Origin of the sequence: Agrobacterium sp. FDAARGOS_525, from assembly GCF_003938925.1 — a bacterium.
Lineage (GTDB): Bacteria > Pseudomonadota > Alphaproteobacteria > Rhizobiales > Rhizobiaceae > Agrobacterium > Agrobacterium pusense.
In genome coordinates this window covers 2,377,853-2,398,366 of the sequence record NZ_RKIU01000003.1, presented here as the reverse complement: position 1 = coordinate 2,398,366, position 20,514 = coordinate 2,377,853, and the positions used below count along the sequence as shown (strand labels likewise).

The following is a 20,514-nucleotide window of genomic DNA, read 5'->3' as shown; positions in this document are numbered from 1 at the left end:
TGTTACAACCGGAGTATGGTCGGCGACGTTCTGGTTTTGTTTTCGGCCCATGTCCACGTCGCATCCTTATGATCCCGGTTTTTGCCGCGACTGTCTGGTCGGCCAGCCAGAGGGGCTTAGACGTTGCCGTGCCTGCGGAAGCCCGCGGCTGGTGTATCACGCCGAACTCTACGGTCTGAGCATCGCCCATATCGATTGCGATGCCTTTTATGCCTCCGTTGAAAAGCGGGATAATCCGGAACTGGCCGATAAACCTGTCATCATTGGCGGCGGCAAGCGCGGGGTGGTTTCCACTGCCTGTTATATTGCCCGTATTCAGGGCGTGCGCTCCGCCATGCCCATGTTCAAGGCGCTGGAAGCCTGTCCCGACGCCGTGGTCATCAAACCTGACATGGAGAAATACAGTCGTGTCGGGCGCGAAATCAGGGCGATGATGCAGGAGTTGACGCCGCTGGTGCAGCCGCTTTCCATAGACGAGGCGTTTCTCGATCTTTCAGGCACCGAGAAGCTGCATCACGATCCACCGGCGCGCGTGCTGGCGAAATTTGTCCGGCGCGTGGAAAAGGAAGTGGGGGTGACGGTTTCAGCCGGGCTTTCCTACTGTAAATTTCTCGCCAAGGTCGCGTCCGACCTGCAAAAGCCCCGCGGCTTTTCCGTGATTGGCGAAGCGGAAGCGCTGTCGTTTCTTGCGGCGCGGCCGGTCACGACCATCTGGGGCGTGGGCAAGGCCTTCGCGGCGACGCTGGAGGCCGACGGCATCCGCATGATCGCACAGCTGCAGGAGATGCAGGAAAGCGAGCTGATGCGCCGTTATGGCGTGATGGGCCAACGGCTCTTCCGGCTGTCGCGCGGCATTGACGAGCGGCATGTGCACAATAACGACCCTGCCAAAAGCGTCTCCTCCGAAACCACCTTCTTCAACGATATTTCCCGCCATGAGGACCTTGTGCCGATCCTGCGGTCGCTCTCGGAAAAAGTCGCCTGGAGGCTCAAGAAAAATGGCATTGCCGGCCATACGGTTGTCTTGAAAATGAAGACGGCCGACTTCAGGATCCGCACCCGTAATCGCAAGCTGGACGACCCCACGCAGCTTGCCGACCGAATTTTCCGCACCGGCCTCTCATTGCTCGAAAAGGAAACCGACGGCACGAAATTTCGCCTCCTCGGCATCGGCGTCAGCGATCTGCGCGATGCCGGCCTTGCCGATCCTCCCGATCTCGTCGACAGACAGGCGGGGCGCCGGGCCGCGGCGGAAGCGGCAATGGACAAGCTGCGCGACAAGTTCGGCAAGGGCAGCGTCGAGACCGGCTATACGTTTGGCTCGCGGAAATAACCGAACCCGTTAAGCCCTTCGGCCGACATATCGGCGCATCGATCTTCAGAACTATTTATTTTAGATTTTACACAAATTAGTGATTGCGCGGCAGCGCCGCCCTTAAACTTCATTAAACTTAGCGTGGTTGAGTGAGGGAAGTTTTGTGCATGTGGTGTATTGCGTCATGTCCCTTCGCCTCCGTCTTATGGCCGGCATGCTGTCGGCCAGCATTCTCGCCTTTCCGGCGCTCGCCGCTGACGGCAGGTCCCTCCAGATACTTGTATCGAAAAGTGACCAGTCGCTCGCGCTTTATGAGAATGGTGAAATCATCGCCACCTCCAAAGTCTCGACCGGCAAGGCCGGGCATGAGACACCGAGCGGCATATTCTCCATTCTAGAGAAGCGGAAATACCACGAGTCGAATATCTATTCAGCCGCCCCCATGCCGTTTATGCAGCGACTGACCTGGTCCGGCATCGCGCTGCACGAGGGCAAGGTGCCGAACTATCCGGCTTCCCACGGCTGTGTGCGCCTGCCTTCCAAATTCGCGAAGTCACTCTTCGGTGATACGCGTACAGGGGTGCATGTCATCATCACCGACCGCCCGGTCTCGCTGCGCTTTGTGCAACATCCGGCGCTGTTTTCGCCGCGTGACGACGCAGATGACGGCAAGCTGCTTCTGTCGGATGTAGAGTTGCGGCCCGCGAGCTTCGATGCGGCTCTGGGCGCGGTCGAGGTCGCCGTCAATGAAAAAGCCCAGGCGATCAAATCGACGGCGAAGGCGAGAGAGCCTTCACCGCTGCGCATTCTCATCACAAGGCGTGGAGAGCGGGAAAGGGTAATGGATATTCAGACCGTGCTTACCCGTCTCGGCTTCGATGCCGGTTCGGCCGACGGTTATGCCGGGGAGATGACGATCAGCGCCATCAACGGTTTCAAGCGGTGGAAGGGGCTGAAAACGTCAGGGCCTCTTCTGACCGACGCTTTCGTGGCGGCGCTTTATGCCTCCGCCGGTGAAGACCACCCACCAACCGGGCAGATCATGGTGCGGCAGGACTTCAAGCCGCTTTTTGAGGCCGCCATCGACATCAAGGATCCTGAAGTCGCGCTCGGAACCCATTTTTTCGAGGCGGTGTCCGTGGATCGCGCTGCCGGAACCGCCGAATGGAACGGCGTAACGCTCGACAATCATCTGCCAGCCGCTGCCCGCAAGCGGCTCGGCATCACCGTTACCGACGCGCCCGGCGGTTTCGACCAGTTGAGTGCCGTGCTCAGCCGTCTCGACATTCCGCAGGACACACGCGCCCGGATTGAGCAGGAACTTTCAAGCGGAAGCTCCATCACCGTTTCCGACCTCAGTCACCAGATGGAGACAGGAACGGGAACGGACTTCATCACCGTGACGAAGGAAGGGCCGGTCTGAGCGAGGCGCGGAGGCGCTGCGCCTCACACCAGTTCCACATCAACGACACCGGGGGCTGACCGAAGAGCAGCGGCTATTTCAGGCGAAATACGGTATTTCTCCGTCAGTTCGACCTCGATCTCGCGGCTCCCCTCATCCTTGATAACGATGAAATAGACCGAGCCGTCACCCCTGGTGTTGAGGTGGCGGGCAACCGTTTTCAGCGGGCCGGAATCACGCACATAAACACGCAGTGCCTTCTGCATCTGCACGGATTTTTCTTCCAGCGACTGCGCCGTCTGGATGCGCAGACCGATACCTTCAGGGCGCTCTTCCGCCTGCACCGTGATCACCAACGACTTGCCGACCTCAAGCAGGTCGCGGTACTGGCCGAGACCTTCGGAAAACAACACCGCCTCATATTGCCCTGAAGCATCCGAGAAGGTGACGATACCCATCTTGTTGCCGGTGCGCGTCTTTCGCTCCTGTTTGCCGGTAACGGTGCCGGCAAGACGCCCGGCAGTCGCCCCCTGTTTCACAGCAGCGGAAAAATCGGCGAAATTCTGCACGCGCAATTTTTCCAGTACGGGGCGATAGGTATCCAGCGGGTGGGCCGTGAGGTAGAAACCGAGAACCTGATATTCGCGCAGCAGCTTTTCCGAGGCAAGCCAGGGCTGGAAGGCAGGAAGCACCAGCTTTTCCGGGCCATTGCCGCCGCCCGAGCCGAACATGTCCGACTGGCCGATGGTGCGGTTGTTCTGCGCCATCTGGGCATAACCGATGATACGGTCCAGCCCGCCGATCAGCTCTGCGCGGTCGCGGCCGAAACAATCGAAAGCACCGGCATTGATGAGACTCTCGAGCACACGACGGTTGATCTGCTTGGGGTCGATGCGCAGGCAGAAATCCTCGAGGCTCGTGAACGGCTTGTCGCCGCGGATCGCGACGATATGTTCGACCGCTCCTTCGCCAACACCCTTGATGGCAGCCAACGAATAATAAATGCGGTTCTCGCCCGTTTCGAACTGGCGGAACGATGTCTGGACGGACGGCGCGACGATTTCAATGCCGAGACGACCGGCGTCCTGACGGAAATCGTTGAGCTTTTCCGTATTGGCCATATCGAGCGTCATGGAGGCCGCCAGGAACTCCACCGGATAATGCGCCTTCATATAGGCCGTCTGGTAGGAGACGATGGCATAGGCCGCGGCATGGCTCTTGTTGAAGCCGTAATTGGCAAATTTTGCGAGGAGATCGAAGATGGTGTCGGCCTGCGGTTTCGAGACACCGTTCTTGATGGCGCCATCAACGAAGCGCTCGCGCTGCTTGTCCATTTCCTCCTTGATCTTCTTACCCATGGCGCGGCGCAGAAGATCGGCTTCGCCAAGCGAATAACCCGACAGAACCTGGGCGATCTGCATCACCTGTTCCTGATAAACGATAACGCCCTGTGTTTCCTTCAGCAGATGGTCGATGGTCGGGTGGATCGACTCCAGCTCTTCTTCGCCATGTTTGCGGGCGTTATAAACGGGGATGTTTTCCATCGGGCCGGGACGATATAGTGCCACCAGAGCAATGATATCCTCGATGCAGTCCGGCCGCATGCCGATCAGCGCCTTGCGCATGCCGGCACTTTCCACTTGGAACACGCCGATGGTCTCACCGCGCGACAGCATTTCATACGTCTTGGCGTCATCGAGCGGGATGGCGGCGAGATCCACCTTGATGCCGCGCTTGGCGACAAAATCGACGGCCACCTTCAGCACCGTCAGCGTTTTCAGGCCAAGAAAGTCGAATTTGACGAGGCCGGCGCTTTCAACCCACTTCATGTTGAACTGGGTGACCGGCATATCGGACCGCGGATCGCGATACATCGGCACCAGCTTCGACAGCGGGCGGTCGCCGATGACGATACCGGCAGCATGGGTTGAGGCGTGGCGATAAAGCCCCTCGATCTTCTGGGCGATATCCAGCAGGCGCGCGACAACGGGCTCCCTGTCCGCTTCTTCCTGCAGGCGCGGCTCCTCCTCGATCGCCTTCGAAAGCGGCGTCGGATTGGCCGGGTTGTTGGGCACCAGCTTGCAGATCTTGTCCACCTGCCCGTAGGGCATTTCCAGCACGCGGCCGACGTCGCGCAGGGCCGCGCGCGCCTGGAGCGAGCCGAAGGTGATGATCTGCGCAACCTGCTCGCGGCCGTATTTGGCCTGAACGTAGCGGATCACTTCTTCACGACGATCCTGGCAGAAATCGATGTCGAAGTCGGGCATCGACACGCGTTCAGGATTAAGGAAGCGTTCGAACAGCAGTGAGAAACGCAGCGGATCGACATCGGTAATCGTCAGCGCGTAAGCGACGAGCGAACCCGCGCCCGAACCACGGCCCGGTCCGACCGGGATATCGTGCTGCTTGGCCCATTTGATGAAGTCGGCAACGATCAGGAAATAACCGGGGAACTTCATGCGCGAGATGACGCCGAGCTCGAAATCGAGCCGCTCGCGATAATCCTGTTCCGTATAACCGGGCGCCATACCGAGCGCGGCAAGGCGCTGATCCAGCCCCTCCACCGCCTGACGTCGAAGCTCTTCCGCTTCGGCGCGTTCCGCCGCCTCAGGATCATCGCTGGCGCCGGTGAAACGTGGCAGGATAGGCCCGCGCTTCTTCAGCACATAAGAGCAGCGCAACGCAATCTCGACGGTATTGTCCAGCGCCTCCGGCAGGTCTGCAAACAACGCCGTCATTTCTTCTCGACTTTTGAGGTAATGGTCGGGCGTCAGGCGAAAGCGGCTGTCGTCCGAAACAATGGCATTATGCGCCACCGCCATCAACGCGTCATGCGCTTCGTAGTCGGCCTTTGACGGAAAGAACGCCTCGTTTGTGGCAACCAGCGGAATATCATGGTCATAAGCGAGGCCGATCATACGCCGCTCATGCGAACGGTCATACCCGGACTGACGCTGCAATTCGATATAAAGCCGGTCACCGAAGAGTGACTTCAGTGTCAGCAGCCGTTCCTTCGCCTGGGCGGCATGACCTTCCCTCAAGGCCATATCCACCGGGCCGCCGGAAGCGCCGGTCAGCGCGATCAAGCCCGCATTTGAGTCCTCTTCAAGCCATGCGCGGGTAATGTGCACGGAATGGCCACTGCCCTCGCCCTCAAGATAGGCACGGCTCACAAGATCCACCAGCCGCTCATACCCTTCGGCATCGGCGGCGAGAAGAACGATAGCGGGAAGTTTCTGAAGGTGGCTGTTGTGGTTGCGGCGATCCTCCGCCGCATCCTGCATGTCGATCGACAGCTGGCAGCCGATGATGGGCTGCAAACCCTCATCCCGCGCCTTTTCGGAAAACTCCAGCGCAACAAAGAGGTTGTTGGTATCTGTAATGGCAATGGCCGGCTGGCCGTCTGAAACGGCCTTGGACATGATTTTCTTGAGGGGCAGAGCCCCTTCAAGCAGGGAGTAAGCGGAATGAACCCGAAGATGAACGAAACCCGGGGTGTTCAGGTTTTCGTCAGAGGTTTCTGCCCGCACAACCGTATCGCCCATATCATCATCCTGTCATTCTGAATCACGGGGGCGATTTTCCGATTTCCGGCGCTTGATGTCCACCGCTTTGCGATGTCCATACAGGCTTCTGCGCCGGTATCTTCTTCACAGCGCGGTGAGGATTACCGAAAAGCTGGCAACGAAGACAGCAATGGAGGTGAAAGCGGCAACGTCACGGATGAAATCAGTCATTGGTCTCTCCTTACTCGTTATGTTCCAACTTTGTTCTTATTTCGTTCGATTGTCAACAGGGTTCTGCTGATGTTCTCCTTGCCAACGTGGCAGAATCGCTTTCGGTTCCCGCTTCCAAAACCGCAAGCCGCTGACTCCAAAGCGAAAAACCCGGAAGAAAAATCCTCCGGGTTCAAAAAATGAAACTTGGAAAATCCATGCTCGCGGCAGCCAAGCGGCTAGCCTCCGTCAAGGGCGCATCCGATCCCTCGCCTCGCCCGCCGTTCGGGGTCGGTGGATGGCGGGACAGGCTCGGTCAGGTCAAAAATCGACGATCTTGCCCTCGGCGAGCGTTACGCGGCGATCCATCCGGCCGGCGAGCTCGTGGTTATGCGTCGCGATCAGCGCTGCGAGGCCGGACTGGCGAACCAGCGCCTCCAGTGCGTCGAAGACATAAGAGGCGGTCTCCGGATCGAGATTGCCGGTCGGCTCGTCCGCCAGCAGCAGGAGCGGTGCATTGGCGACGGCGCGGGCAATGGCAACGCGCTGCTGTTCACCCCCGGAGAGCTCGGCCGGACGGTGCTCGCCACGATGCCCCACCCGCATGTAATCCAGAAGCGCGCTCGCGCGTTTACGCGCCTCCGCCTGTGACAGGCCGGCGATGAGCTGCGGCATCATCACGTTCTCAACTGCCGAAAACTCGGGCAGCAGATGGTGGAACTGATAAACGAAGCCGATGTCGCTGCGGCGGATCGCCGTGCGCGTCTCATCCGGCAGACCGTTGCAGGGCGCGTCGTTGATATAGACTTCGCCGGCGTCTGGATGTTCGAGAAGCCCGGCGAGATGCAACAGGGTGGATTTGCCGGTACCGGAGGGGGCAACCAGCGCCACCATCTCACCGCTCTTCAACTGGAAATCCGCCTTGCGCAGAATGGAAAGCGACGTCTCGCCCTGACCATAGGTTCTCTCGACGCCGGTAAGCCGCAGCACTGTTTTTTTTGCCATATTGCGAAGCGGTCCTTATTCGTAACGCAGGGCCTGCACCGGATCGAGCTTGGAAGCACGCCAGGCCGGGAAGATCGTTGCCAGGAAAGAGAGCGTCAGGGCCATGATGACGACGGTGATGGTTTCACCAACATCCATTTCGGCCGGAAGCTGGCTGAGGAAATAGAGCTGCGGATCAAACAGCACCGTTCCTGATATCCAGGAGAAGAACTGGCGGATGGATTCGACATTGAGGCAGACGATGACGCCAAGCGCCACGCCAGCGAAGGTGCCGACCGTGCCGATCGCCGCGCCGGTCATGAAAAAGATGCGCATGACGGCACCTGAGCTTGCGCCCATGGTGCGCAGAATGGCGATATCGCTGCCCTTGTCCTTTACCAGCATGATCAGGCCGGAAATGATGTTGAGCGCCGCCACAAGAACGATGAGGGTCAGGATCATGAACATCACGTTCCGCTCCACCTGCAGGGCGGAAAAGAAGGTCTGGTTCCGCTGCCGCCAGTCGACGATGTAGATCTGCCGTTCCGCCGCCTGCTCCACCAGCGGGCGGATGCCATCGACGTCGTCCGGGCGGCTGACATAAAGCTCAATGGACCCGACACGCCCTTCCGTATTGAAATAGAGCTGCGCCTCGGAGAGCGGCATGTAGATCATAGAGGCGTCATATTCGGACATGCCGATCTCAAAGACACCGGAAATCTTGTAGGATTTCACGCGGGGATTGACACCCATCGGCGTCACATCACCTTCCGGTGATATGAGGGTGATATCGTCACCAGCCGTTACACCCAGTTGCGATGCGAGCCTGGAACCGACGAGGACGCCGTCTCCGGCCATAAAGCCAACGAGATCGCCGGTCTTGATGTTGGTCGCTACTTCCTTGACCTTGTCGATGTCTTCCTGGCGCACGCCGCGCACCAGCGCGCCGGAGCCCGCGCCACCGCGGCCGGAGGCAAGCGTCTGGCCTTCCACCAGCGGCAAGGCCATGGTAACGCCGGGGACGGCGGCGAACTTCTTCGCCAGTTCATCGTAATTATTCAAGGGCTGGTCGATCGCATTAACGATCATGTGGCCGTTGATGCCAAGAATGCGGGAGATCAGTTCCGTGCGGAAACCGTTCATGACGGCCATGACGATGATGAGCGTCGCTACGCCCAGCATAATGCCGACAAAGGAAAAACCGGCAATGACGGAAATGAAGGCTTCCTTGCGCCGTGAGCGCAGGTAACGCCAGGCCACCATACGTTCAAAAGCGGAAAACGGCCGGGCGGTCTTTGCCCCGGCGGAAACAGCCGCACCCTTTTCAGCTTCGGCTTGTGCCATGTCGTCTCCCTGATCTCAAACTGCGAGGCCGGTCTTTTACGAAAACCGGCCCAAATTTCTGCGGCATCCACGCTACGAAACGAGAGCGGACTTCGGGTGAAGCCGCCACGCATTTCGCTCGCGCTTAGCCAAGCACCCTGTTCATCGCCGCCTCGATCGTCACGGTTTCCCGCTCGCCGGTCTTGCGCTCCTTGACCTCGACTTCGCCATTCGCGACGGAGCGCGGGCCGACGATGATCTGCAGCGGCACACCGATGAGGTCGGCGGTGGCGAATTTCTGGCCTGCACGGTCGTCCGTATCGTCGTAGAGAACATCCTTGCCGGCGTTGGAGAGCGAATAATACAGCTTTTCGCAAGCAGCATCGCAGGCCGCGTCTCCAGCCTTCATGTTGATGATCACGACGTCGAAAGGAGCGACCGAAGCCGGCCAGATGATTCCGTTCTCGTCATGCGATGCTTCAATGATGGCGGGAACAAGGCGTGTCGGGCCGATGCCATAGGAACCCATGTGGACAGGATGTTCCTTGCCATCCTTGCCCTGCACTTTCGCGCCCATCGGTTCGGAATATTTGGTGCCGAAATAGAAGATGTGGCCGACTTCGATGCCGCGTGCCGAAAGGCGCTCGCCCTCGGGAATGGCGTCATAGGCGGCTTCGTCGTGCATTTCAGAGGTGGCGGCGTAATCAGCCGTCCATTCGTCGAACACGCCCTGCAACGCTGCAACATCGTCGAAATCGGTGCTTTCAGCGGGAATGGCGCGATCCAGGAAGCTCTTGTGGCAGAAGACCTCGGATTCACCGGTGTCGGCCAGAATGATGAATTCATGGCTGTGATTGCCGCCGATCGGACCTGTATCGGCACGCATGGGAATAGCGCGCAGGCCGAGACGTTCGAACGTGCGCAGGTAAGCCACAAACATCTTGTTATAGGAATGGATCGCGTCTTCCTTGGTCAGGTCAAAGGAATAGGCGTCCTTCATCAGGAATTCGCGCGAGCGCATCGTGCCGAAGCGGGGACGCACCTCGTCGCGGAACTTCAACTGAATATGATAGAGGTTCAGCGGCAGGTTCTTGTAGGACTTCACATAGGAACGGAAGATGTCGGTGATCATCTCCTCATTGGTGGGGCCGTAGAGCATCTGGCGATCCTGGCGGTCCTTGATGCGCAGCATCTCCTTACCGTAGTCGTCGTAACGGCCGCTTTCCTGCCAGAGTTCCGCGGATTGCAGGGTCGGCATCAGAAGCTCGATGGCGCCGGAGCGGTTCTGTTCCTCGCGGATAATCTTGTTGACCTTGTCCAGCACACGCTTGCCCAGCGGCAGCCAGGAATAAATGCCAGCCGACTGCTGCCGGATCATGCCGGCGCGCAGCATGAGACGGTGAGAAACGATTTCCGCTTCCTTGGGGTTTTCCTTCAGGATGGGCATGAAATAACGGCTGAGACGCATGACGGCTTCCATTGATGCGGACGATAGCGCGCGAAGCTGCGGGAATCGCCCCGAATAGAGGGATATTGGCGCCGGATATAGCCGTTTCCGGGGCGGATGAAAACCCGCCATGAAAAGAGCGTTTAATGGGCATTTCGTTGTATTTTCGCGATAGCTAATTCGCGTCAAAACGCTTTGGCCGAAATATTATTCTGGATAGGGTGCGACAAAATGCACCACAGGGAATTTTTTGCCGACTGTAACAAATATGCAAAAAATGAGATGACAAGGCTGGGGGTTTGAGCTAGCTTTAGCTTACAAAAGAGGCAGGAAGTTTAAATTCTTGTCATTTTCGCGGTCAGTCTTGGGAGGATCAGATCTTAGGCGCGCTCGTTCGCAGCCCCGGTAACGGTTACAGATCACGCGAAAACTGGAAAACAAGGCTGAAAGGCCTTGTTTTTTTTTGCCCTGGCAAATTGCCCCGCTCGCTTCGTCATTCCGCAGAGCTCCGCGATGAATCGAGATCAGCAAGCTCCTGCTGTTTGCACGATAGATATGACATCCATATGACAGTGTTTGGCCGGATTGATGGCAGACTGCCCGATGCTTAGGCAGTTCCGGGGTTCGTTCTCGGGCCGACCCGTCAAGACGCGACTGGGGCGGATACCGCCCCGCTGTCTTTAGTCGAAAACGGGAATAATTCTCGGCAGATCATCAAGGCTGACACCGAACCACCAGGTTCCGCCATACCATAGGCCACAGATCAAAGCCGAGATCAGGGTCGTCCACAAAACGATCCGCCCGCCCTTGAAGCGGGAGGGTGCGCTGGCGACCGTGCCCAGTGCGACATCTCCGTCTTCATCCTGGGTGCGCAGGCCAATCGGCAACACGATGAAAAGCACCGTCCACCAGACGATGAAATAAACGGCGAAGGCCGAAAGAAGCGGCATGTGATCCTCCTGCGCAATGGGCTTCTTGTAACGCATTCATCCGCAGATCGGAATCACTTCTCCGCAAGAAATCCTAAAAGAAAAGAGAAGAGCCGCGCTTTGCGGCGCGGCTCAGAAATCAGAGAGGAAGAGACAGGGGGCCGGCCAATCGGCCGGACGGCCGGCTCAGACCTTGGTTACAAAAACCGTCACGATCGGCTTCTTGCCCCAGCTCTGGTTGGCGGCGGCGCGTACGGCGCGGCGCACGGCTTCACGCAGCAGTTCCAGATCCTTGCGGCGGGCGCGCGGAATGCTCTCGACGGCGCCGAGCACGGCGTCATAAAGCGTGTCCTCCATCGCCTCATCCTCATCATCGAATTCCGGCAGGCCGAAAGGCACGACATCGGGATCGCCGAGGAAGTCGTAACGGCTGTCCAGCACAACATTGACGGCGACGTGGCCGGCGAAGGAGAGCTTGCGGCGATTGCTGATGCCCATCTCGTCCATGTCACCGACGAGATTGCCGTCCTTGAAGACGCGGCCATGCGGCACGTCATCGATTACTTCCGCCGGGCCGGGTGCAAGGCGCAGAACGTTGCCGTTGCGCACCTTCGGCACCTGCGAAATGCCGGCCTGTTCGGCCAGTTCCTTCTGCGCCACCAGATGCGCCGCCTCGCCGTGCACAGGCACGACGATCTGCGGCTTCGTCCATTCATACATCTTCAGAAGCTCGTTACGGCGCGGATGGCCGGAGACGTGAACGAGCGCCTCATTGTCGGTGACGATGTGGACGCCCTGTTCGATCAGGCCGTTCTTGATATCGATGATCGCCTTTTCGTTGCCTGGGATGGCGCGCGACGAAAAGACGACCGTATCGCCCGAGGCGAGCGCCACATTGCGCATCTCATCGCGGGAAAGCTTGGCGAGTGCTGCGCGCGGTTCCCCCTGCGAACCCGTCAGGATCAGCACCACACGATCACGCGGAATATAACCGAATTCATCTTCAGCGAGGAACGGCTTGATGCCTTCCATAATGCCGAGGTCCTGCGACACGTTGACGACACGCTTCAGCGACGAGCCGAGCAGCAGCACTTCACGACCGGCAGCCTCAGCCGCCTGCGCGATCGAGCGGATACGCCCGACATTGGAGGAGAAGGTGGTAACGGCCACGCGGCCTTCGGCATTTTCGATGATCTGGCGCAGACCTTCCGAAACCTCATGCTCGGAAGGCGATACACCATCACGCACGGAGTTCGTGCTGTCGCACATCAGCGCCAGCACGCCCTCTTCACCGATGGCGCGGAAGCGGGCTTCATCCGTCAACGGCCCAAGTGAAGGCGCCTCATCGATCTTCCAGTCACCGGTATGGATGACATTACCGAGCGGTGTGCGGATGACCAGCGACATCGGTTCGGGAATGGAGTGATTGACGCCAACCGCTTCGATTTCGAAGGGGCCAACATTGATGCGGTCACCCGCCTTGAACGGCGTGATCGGAATTTCCGCGCGGCTGCCCTCATAAGCGCGCTTCGCCTCCAGCATGCCGGCGGTGAAGGCAGACGCATAGACCGGCACGTTGAGGCCGGGCCAGAGATCGTTCAGCGCACCATAGTGGTCCTCATGCGCGTGGGTGATGATGATGCCCTTGAGGTTCTTTTTCTGCGCCTCGATATAGCTGATATCGGGCAGCACGAGATCGACACCAGGCAGATCGAGACCGGCAAAGGTCACGCCGCAATCCACCATGATCCACTGGCGCTTGCTCGCCGGCCCGTAGCCGTAAAGCGCCAGATTCATGCCGATTTCACCCACGCCGCCAAGCGGCACAAAAACCAGTTCGTCCTGTTGAGCCATTGTTTTTCTTATCCATTCAAAAAAGCGCGCAGGACGGCATCACGCCGCGCCATGCCGCTGCTATCAGCATCGGACCTGTTGAACCATCTGATCGACCGGGCCGATGCGGAGCCGGTTTGTCACCCTGCATTTCATGAGCTGCAGGAAAGCTCCGACCTATGGGATCCGGTTCGGCGCGGGTTTTTTACCCGCACCGTGCACCTCATCCGAAAAACACATCGCCAGCGGCAATGGAGCGTCTTGCGCCCTCGTCCTCATCCAGCAGCAGATAACCATTATCATCAATTCCGACAAAACGCCCGCCGATCGAACGATCCGGAAAATTGACGGTGATATGTTCGCCAATGCCGCAGGCCGCTGCCCGCCAGCTGGCGATGATGGCGGATACGCCCCTGCCCTCATCCCATTCGCGCAGAACCTCGGCCGTTTCACGGAAGAGATGGGCAAACAGTTCCTCGGGCGAGCAAGACGCACCATGTTCCGACAGCATCGTAACGGGATAAAGCGGATTATCAGGTTTATGGGCGATATTGATACCAATGCCGATGACGATGGCGCGCCGGCCGTCAGGCAAAAGCTCGGCTTCCATCAGAATGCCGCAGGTCTTGCGGCGGCCGATCAGCACGTCATTTGGCCATTTGATTTCAAGCGCCTCACCGCCCGGCGGCAAAACCGCGCGAATGGCGCGATAGACCGCGAGCGCAAAAGCGAGCGGCAGGGAGCCGATGCGCTCCATCGGCGCAGGATCGATCAGAAGAAGGGAAGCGTAGAGATTGCCGGGCTCTGACACCCAGGGTCGCCCACGGCGGCCCCGGCCGCCGGTCTGGCGGACGGCGGTAACCCACAGGTTGCCGCCATCGCCCGCCCGCGCCCGCGCGAAACATTCCAGATTGGTCGATGGCGTTTCCGCCATCGCCTCGTGCCTGATATCGTCGATGGACATCCGGCCCGTATTCCTTCGTGTACTGCTCAAAAGAAGGTCTTCGCCGCAGCAGTGACCGCGTTGCCAAGTGCACCGCCGAAGACGATGAAGGCGACGGTGAAGAAGGCCGAAAGCGCATAAACCACTTTGAGTTCGCCCGACGGACGCTCGAACTTGTCCTTGGCTTCATCAAACCACATGACCTTGACGACGCGAATGTAATAATAGGCGCCGACAACCGAGCCGATCACACCGATAATGGCGAGCGGATAAAGCTTCGCTTCGATGGCGGCCAGGAACACGTAGTACTTGCCGAAGAAGCCGGCGAGCGGCGGAATGCCGGCAAGCGAGAACATCAGGATCGTCAGCACAACCGCCATGAAGGGATTGGAAGACGAAAGACCGGCGAGATCTTCGACATTCTCGACATTGCCGATTTCCTTGCGGCGCATGGCGAGGATGCAGGCGAAGGTGCCAAGCGTCATGACCATGTAGATGGCCATATAAAGGATAACGCCAGCAACACCAGCCTGCGTGCCAGCAGCAAGGCCGACCAGCGCATAACCCATGTGACCGATGGAGGAATAGGCCATCAGGCGCTTGATGTTCTTCTGGCCGATTGCGGCGAAGGAACCGAGCAGCATGGACGCGATGGAGATGAAGACGACGATCTGCTGCCAGTCGGCAAAGACCGGCTGGAAGGCCTCGATGACGATGCGGACGAGGATCGCCATCGCGCCGATCTTCGGTGCGGCCGAGAGGAAGGCCGTAACCGGGGTCGGCGCGCCTTCATAAACGTCCGGCGTCCACATGTGGAACGGAACGGCGGAAATCTTGAATGCCAGACCGGCCAGCACGAAGACCAGACCGAAAACGAGACCGAGCGAACGGGTTTCGGAGGCCAGAACCTGGGCGATTTCCGTGAAGCCGGTATTGCCGGTGAAGCCGTAGACCAGCGACATGCCGTAAAGCAGCATGCCGGAAGAGAGCGCACCGAGAACGAAGTATTTCAGGCCCGCTTCCGTGGAACGCAGGCTCTCGCGGTTGATGGCGCAGACGACATAAAGCGCCAGCGACTGCAGTTCCAGCGCCATGTAGAGCGAGATCAGGTTATTGGCCGAGATCATCAGCAGGATGCCGAGCGTCGCGAGAACCAGCAGCACCGGATATTCGAAACGGCCGATCGGTTCGAAGCGGCCCTGGCCAACGGCCAGGATCATGGCGGTGATGGAGCCGATCAGCGCCAGCACCTTCATGAAATTACCGAAGGCATCGGCGATGTAGACACCGCCGAAAGCCACGCCCGATGCCGGGGCAAAGATGATCCAGAGACCGACGACGAGCAGGAGGGCAACGGCAAGGCCGGTGACCGTCGTTGTCGACTTGTCGCCCGAGAAGACGCCAATCATGAGCAGCGCCAGCGCGCCGATCGCGAGGATCAGCTCGGGCGTCGCAATGTGCAGACTGGCAAAAAGGATTTCAGCGGTCATGTCCAACGGGTCCTGTCGTCAATTCATAGTGAGCGCAACATTTTGCGCCGCCTGCAATGCAGCCGTATAGTTGTTTACCAGAAGATCGACCGATGCGGCTGTCGCATCGAACACCGGAGCCGGATAGACGCCGAAGAAGATGGTCAGCACAACCAGCGGATAAAGGATGACCTTTTCGCGGGTCGAGAGATCGAGCAGGCTCTTCAGGCTTTCCTTCTCCAGCGCACCGAAGATCACGCGGCGATAAAGCCACAGCGCATAAGCGGCCGAGAGAATGACACCGGTGGCGGCAAACAGCGCAACCAGCGTGTTGGCGCGGAAGACACCGACCAGCGTCAGGAATTCACCGATGAAGCCTGATGTGCCGGGCAGACCTACATTGGCCATGGTGAAGATCATGAAGGCGACCGCATATTTCGGCATGTTGTTGACGAGACCGCCATAGGCCGCGATTTCGCGGGTATGCAGACGGTCATAAACAACGCCGACGCAGAGGAAGAGCGCGCCCGAGACGATACCGTGCGACAGCATCTGGAAGATCGCGCCCTGCACGCCCTGAACGTTGGCGGCGAAGATACCCATGGTCACGTAACCCATGTGGGCAACAGATGAGTAGGCAATCAGCTTCTTGATGTCGTCCTGCATCATCGCCACCAGCGAGGTGTAGATGATGGCGAGAACCGACAGCGTAAAGACGAAAGGTGCGAAATAGTCCGACGCCAGCGGGAACATCGACAGCGAGAAGCGGATGAAACCGTAACCGCCGAGCTTCAGCATGACGCCAGCCAGAATGACCGAACCTGCGGTCGGGGCCTGAACGTGGGCATCCGGCAGCCAGGTGTGCACCGGCCACATCGGCATCTTGACCGAGAAGGCGGCAAAACAGGCGAGCCACAGCCAGGTCTGCATGCCGGCCGGGAAGCCGTACTTCAGCAGTTCCGTCATATCGGTCGTGCCGGCCTGCCAGTACATGGCCATGATCGCGAGCATGGTCAGGACCGAGCCGAGCAGCGTGTAGAGGAAGAACTTGTAGGAGGCGTAAACGCGATCCTTGCCGCCCCACACGCCGATGATGATGAACATCGGGATCAGCGTCGCTTCGAAGAAGACGTAGAAGAGAACGGTATCCAGCGCCACGAAGACGCCGATCATGACAACTTCCAGCAGCAGGAAGGCGATCATGTATTCCTTGATGCGCTTCTCGACCGAATCCCAGCTTGCCAGCACGCAGAAAGGCATGAGGAAAGTGGTGAGGATAACGAAGAGCATGGAGATGCCATCGACGCCGAGATGATAGGCGGCGATGTTGCCGAACCATTCATGCTTCTCGACCATCTGGAAGCCGGGGTTCGAATTGTCGAAACCGATCCAGATGAACAGCGACACGATGAAAGTGAAAACGGTCGTCAGCAGCGAGACATTGAGAATGTTGCGGCGACCATAGGGGCCGTTCTCATTCGTCAGAAGCAGGAGCACCACGCCGACGAGCGGCAGAAAGGTGACCGTTGAAAGAATGGGCCAATCGGTCATCAGAGGGCACTCCCGAGCATCATCCAGGTGACAAGCGCCGCGATGCCGATCAGCATCGCAAAGGCATAATGATAGAGGTAACCGGATTGCAGGCGGACCATGCGGTTGGTCACGTCAACCACACGCGCTGCAATGCCGTTGGGTCCATAGTGGTCGATGACGGCGACGTCGCCCTTCTTCCACAGGAAGCGGCCGAGCGCCTTTGCGGAACGAACGAAGAGGAAGTCATAGAGTTCGTCGAAATACCACTTGTTGAGAAGGAACTGGTAGAGGCCACGATGGGTCTCGGCCAGACGCTTCGGCGTCTCCGGCGACTTGATGTACATGTACCAGGCGGTCACGAAACCAAGGGCCATGGCAAAGAACGGGCTCCATTTCACCCACAGCGGAACGTGGTGGAACTCTTCAAGGATTTCGTTTTCCGGGAGCGTAAAGAGAGCGCCCTTCCAGAATTCGGCATATTCGTGGCCGAAGAAGTAACCTTCGAAGGCAACACCGGCGAAGATCGCGCCAACGGTGAGGATGAAGAGCGGGATCAGCATGACCATCGGCGATTCATGCACATGGTGCATGACGTCGGCAGACGCACGCGGCTTGCCGAAGAAGGTCATGAAGGCCAGACGCCAGGAATAGAAGCTGGTGAACAGCGCGGCGATGACCAGCAGCGTGAAGGCGAAACCAGACAGAACCGAATGCGAGGCATAAGCGGATTCGATGATGACGTCCTTCGAAAAGAAGCCGGCAAAACCGATCATCGTTCCCGGGATACCAACGCCGGTCAGCGCCAGCGTGCCGACAGTCATGGTCCAGAAGGTGATGGGGATATGCTTGCGCAGACCGCCCATGTAACGCATGTCCTGCTCGCCATCGACGGCATGGATAACAGAGCCGGCGCACAAGAACAGCAGGGCCTTGAAGAAGGCGTGCGTGAAGAGGTGGAACACGGCAGCACCGTAAGCACCGACGCCGAGCGCCACGAACATGTAACCCAGCTGCGAGCAGGTCGAATAGGCGATAACGCGCTTGATGTCGTTCTGCACCAGACCGACGGTCGCCGCGAAGAAGGCGGTGATCGCGCCGATCAGCGTCACGACGGTCAAGGCATCATGCGAGAGTTCAAACAGCGGCGACATGCGGGCGACGAGGAAGACACCGGCAGTAACCATGGTTGCGGCATGAATGAGCGCCGAAACCGGGGTTGGGCCTTCCATCGCGTCCGGCAGCCAGGTGTGCAGCAGGAACTGCGCCGACTTACCCATGGCGCCCATGAAGAGCAGCAGGCAGACGCCCGTCATCGCATTGGCCTTGTCCAGCTGCATGCCGAACAGGTTGATGACGGTTTCGGTCGAGGCAGCGCCCTCAGCCGGCAGATAAGTGCCGGCGGCAGCAAAGATGGTTTCGAAGTTGATCGAGCCGAACAGCACGAAGACGCCGGAGATGCCGAGGATGAAGCCGAAGTCCCCGACGCGGTTGACGATGAAGGCCTTCATCGCAGCGGCAGAAGCGGACGGCTTCTTGAACCAGAAGCCGATCAGCAGATAGGACGCCAGACCCACGCCTTCCCAGCCGAAGAACATCTGCAGCAGGTTGTCGGAAGTCACCAGCATCAGCATTGCGAAGGTGAAAAGCGAGAGATAGGCGAAGAAGCGCGGACGATGCGGATCGTGGTGCATGTATCCGATCGAATAGAGGTGCACCAGCGTCGAGACGGTGTTGACCACGACGAACATGACGGCCGTCAGCGTGTCGATGCGGAACGCCCATTCGACGTCGATACCGCCCGACTGGATCCAGCGCAGCACGGTGACCTTGATCACCTCGCCCGGCTCGCCATGGGCGAGTGCGACATTGAAGAACACGATCCAGGACAGGATGGCAACCACGATCATCAGACCGGTGGTGACATATTCCGATGCCTTGGCGCCGATGGAGCGGCCGAAGAGGCCCGCAATCAGGAAGCCGATCAGTGGAAGAAAGACGATAGCCTTGTAGATCATAGCTTTATCAGCCCTTCATCATATTGACGTCTTCCACGGCGATCGATCCGCGGTTGCGGTAGAAGACAACGAGTATTGCAAGACCGATCGCCGCTTCAGCGGCTGCAACGGTCAGAATGAACAGGGCGAAGACCTGGCCGACGATATCGTTCAGGAATGCCGAGAAGGCCACCATGTTGATGTTGACCGCGAGCAAAATGAGTTCGATCGACATCAGGATGACGATGACGTTCTTCCGGTTGAGGAAGATGCCGAAGACGCCGATCGTAAAGAGGATCGCGCTGACCGTCAGGTAGTGGGAAAGACCGATTTCCATATTCTGTTTCCTTGGATCCGTTCGCGCCTCAGATGCCCTGGCCCGGCTTGACCTTGACCGTGGTAACCGCGGTCTTGGGGTCACGGCCGACCTGCGTGGCAATGTCCTGCCGCTTGATGTCGGTGCGATGACGCAGCGTCAGCACGATGGCGCCGATCATGGCCACAAGCAGCACGAGGCCGGCGAGCTGGAAGAAGTAGACGTAATTGGTATAGAGCACGTCACCGAGCGCGGCCGTATTGGTGCGTTCGGCAACCGGCGGGATCGGCATGGTGATGGACTTGGCCGCCTGCGGGTTGAGCACGCTGCCGCCCACGACGACGATCAGCTCAGCCGCAAGAATGACGCCGATCAGTGCGCCAACAGGCGCATATTGCAGCACGCCGGAGCGAAGCTCGGCGAAATCCACATCCAGCATCATGACGACGAAGAGGAAGAGCACCGCCACGGCGCCGACATAAACCACCAGCAGGATCATGCCGAGGAATTCGGCTCCCGTCAGCAGGAACAGCGCAGCTGCGTTGAAGAAGGTCAGGATCAGAAACAGCACCGAATGAACAGGGTTCTTCGATGCGATGACCATGAACGCAGACGCCACGGCGACGAAAGCGAATATATAAAAGAATACAGCGTGCAGACCCATTTTGGTGCCTTCTTGTCCTCATCGGGAGAAATGGCCGGAAGCCCCCTCGCCCGTTTCGTCCCCGCCGGCGAAAACCGCGCAGGCATTTTACTTTTCATCGCTCTCCGGGGTTGCTCCCCGGAAAGACGGTTGCACCTTAACGGTAAGGTGCATCCAGTGCGAGGTTGCGCGCGATTTCACGCTCCCAGCGGTCGCCATTGTCGAGAAGCTTCTGCTTGTCGAAATAAAGCTCTTCGCGGGTTTCCGTCGCGAATTCGAAGTTCGGGCCTTCAACGATGGCGTCCACCGGGCAGGCTTCCTGGCAGAAGCCGCAATAGATGCACTTCACCATGTCGATATCGTAACGCACCGTGCGGCGGGTGCCGTCGTTGCGACGCGGGCCGGCTTCGATGGTGATCGCCTGAGCAGGACAGATCGCTTCACACAGCTTGCAGGCGATGCAGCGTTCTTCACCGTTCGGGTAGCGGCGCAGAGCATGTTCACCACGGAAGCGGGGCGAGACCGGACCCTTCTCGAAAGGATAGTTGATCGTCGCCTTCTGCTTGAAGAAGTGACGCATGGTCAGGAAGATCGCGCCGACGAATTCCTTGAGGAACAGCGAGTTGACGGCTTGGGAGAGGCTTGCCATCTCAGTCTCCAGATCTTT

Annotated in this window: 16 protein-coding genes; 3 read left to right on the top strand and 13 right to left on the bottom strand. The window is 58.9% G+C overall.

Translation table 11 applies throughout. The features are described 5' to 3' along the window. Positions 1-49 precede the first annotated feature (49 nt). Both EGT36_RS13130 and EGT36_RS13125 read left to right on the top strand, forming a co-directional pair. Positions 50-1,333 carry a DNA polymerase IV gene (locus EGT36_RS13130; RefSeq protein ID WP_022556042.1) on the top strand — a complete coding sequence of 428 codons (1,284 nt, stop codon included), beginning with the start codon at positions 50-52 and terminating at the stop codon, positions 1,331-1,333. A 166-nt stretch (positions 1,334-1,499) separates the two neighbouring features. After that, positions 1,500-2,738, top strand: a complete 1,239-nt coding sequence (locus EGT36_RS13125) for a L,D-transpeptidase family protein (protein WP_037089083.1) — start codon at positions 1,500-1,502, stop codon at positions 2,736-2,738. A 23-nt stretch (positions 2,739-2,761) separates the two neighbouring features. Here EGT36_RS13125 and dnaE read toward each other — a convergent pair whose 3' ends face one another. Continuing rightward, positions 2,762-6,262, bottom strand: a complete 3,501-nt coding sequence (gene dnaE / locus EGT36_RS13120) for a DNA polymerase III subunit alpha (protein ID WP_004441347.1) — start codon at positions 6,260-6,262, stop codon at positions 2,762-2,764. A gap of 72 nt (positions 6,263-6,334) precedes the next feature. On the opposite strand from dnaE, the gene EGT36_RS13115 reads away from it, so the two are divergent. Next, positions 6,335-6,637, top strand: a complete 303-nt coding sequence (locus EGT36_RS13115; protein WP_131258784.1) for a hypothetical protein — start codon at positions 6,335-6,337, stop codon at positions 6,635-6,637. Between the two features lie 117 nt (positions 6,638-6,754). Here the strand turns inward: EGT36_RS13115 and EGT36_RS13110 are convergent, their stop codons facing one another. From EGT36_RS13110 to nuoI, 12 genes are all read right to left on the bottom strand, one after another. Continuing rightward, positions 6,755-7,438 (bottom strand): ABC transporter ATP-binding protein, encoded by a 684-nt coding sequence (locus EGT36_RS13110; RefSeq protein WP_004441345.1) that lies wholly within the window; start codon positions 7,436-7,438, stop codon positions 6,755-6,757. A gap of 15 nt (positions 7,439-7,453) precedes the next feature. Then, positions 7,454-8,761, bottom strand: coding sequence for a lipoprotein-releasing ABC transporter permease subunit (locus tag EGT36_RS13105; RefSeq protein ID WP_037089082.1), 1,308 nt, complete (start codon positions 8,759-8,761; stop codon positions 7,454-7,456). A gap of 124 nt (positions 8,762-8,885) precedes the next feature. Next, on the bottom strand, positions 8,886-10,208 hold the full coding sequence (gene proS, locus EGT36_RS13100; protein ID WP_037089248.1) for a proline--tRNA ligase: 1,323 nt from the start codon (positions 10,206-10,208) through the stop codon (positions 8,886-8,888). Positions 10,209-10,867: 659 nt separating this feature from the next. Next, positions 10,868-11,173: a DUF1467 family protein gene (locus tag EGT36_RS13090; protein ID WP_006697998.1), complete on the bottom strand. Its 306-nt coding sequence runs from the start codon at positions 11,171-11,173 to the stop codon at positions 10,868-10,870. Positions 11,174-11,302: 129 nt separating this feature from the next. Further along, entirely contained in the window at positions 11,303-12,970 is a 1,668-nt protein-coding gene (locus tag EGT36_RS13085; RefSeq protein WP_035207842.1) for a ribonuclease J, read from the bottom strand. Between the two features lie 202 nt (positions 12,971-13,172). After that, positions 13,173-13,913 (bottom strand): biotin--[acetyl-CoA-carboxylase] ligase, encoded by a 741-nt coding sequence (locus EGT36_RS13080; RefSeq protein ID WP_037089081.1) that lies wholly within the window; start codon positions 13,911-13,913, stop codon positions 13,173-13,175. Positions 13,914-13,939: 26 nt separating this feature from the next. Further along, complete coding sequence (nuoN, locus tag EGT36_RS13075) at positions 13,940-15,382, bottom strand: NADH-quinone oxidoreductase subunit NuoN (protein ID WP_125270452.1); 1,443 nt, start codon at positions 15,380-15,382, stop codon at positions 13,940-13,942. Between the two features lie 18 nt (positions 15,383-15,400). Continuing rightward, a complete protein-coding gene (locus EGT36_RS13070; protein WP_004441333.1) occupies positions 15,401-16,912 on the bottom strand; it encodes an NADH-quinone oxidoreductase subunit M in 1,512 nt (503 codons plus the stop codon). Next, positions 16,912-18,909: an NADH-quinone oxidoreductase subunit L gene (nuoL, locus tag EGT36_RS13065; RefSeq protein WP_004441331.1), complete on the bottom strand. Its 1,998-nt coding sequence runs from the start codon at positions 18,907-18,909 to the stop codon at positions 16,912-16,914. The genes EGT36_RS13070 and nuoL overlap by 1 nt, the downstream gene beginning before the upstream one ends. Positions 18,910-18,916: 7 nt before the next feature. After that, positions 18,917-19,225, bottom strand: coding sequence for an NADH-quinone oxidoreductase subunit NuoK (gene nuoK, locus EGT36_RS13060; RefSeq protein ID WP_003521516.1), 309 nt, complete (start codon positions 19,223-19,225; stop codon positions 18,917-18,919). Between the two features lie 28 nt (positions 19,226-19,253). Next, positions 19,254-19,868, bottom strand: coding sequence for an NADH-quinone oxidoreductase subunit J (locus EGT36_RS13055; protein WP_004441329.1), 615 nt, complete (start codon positions 19,866-19,868; stop codon positions 19,254-19,256). Positions 19,869-20,004: 136 nt separating this feature from the next. After that, positions 20,005-20,496: an NADH-quinone oxidoreductase subunit NuoI gene (gene nuoI, locus EGT36_RS13050; RefSeq protein WP_004441327.1), complete on the bottom strand. Its 492-nt coding sequence runs from the start codon at positions 20,494-20,496 to the stop codon at positions 20,005-20,007. Positions 20,497-20,514 lie beyond the last annotated feature (18 nt).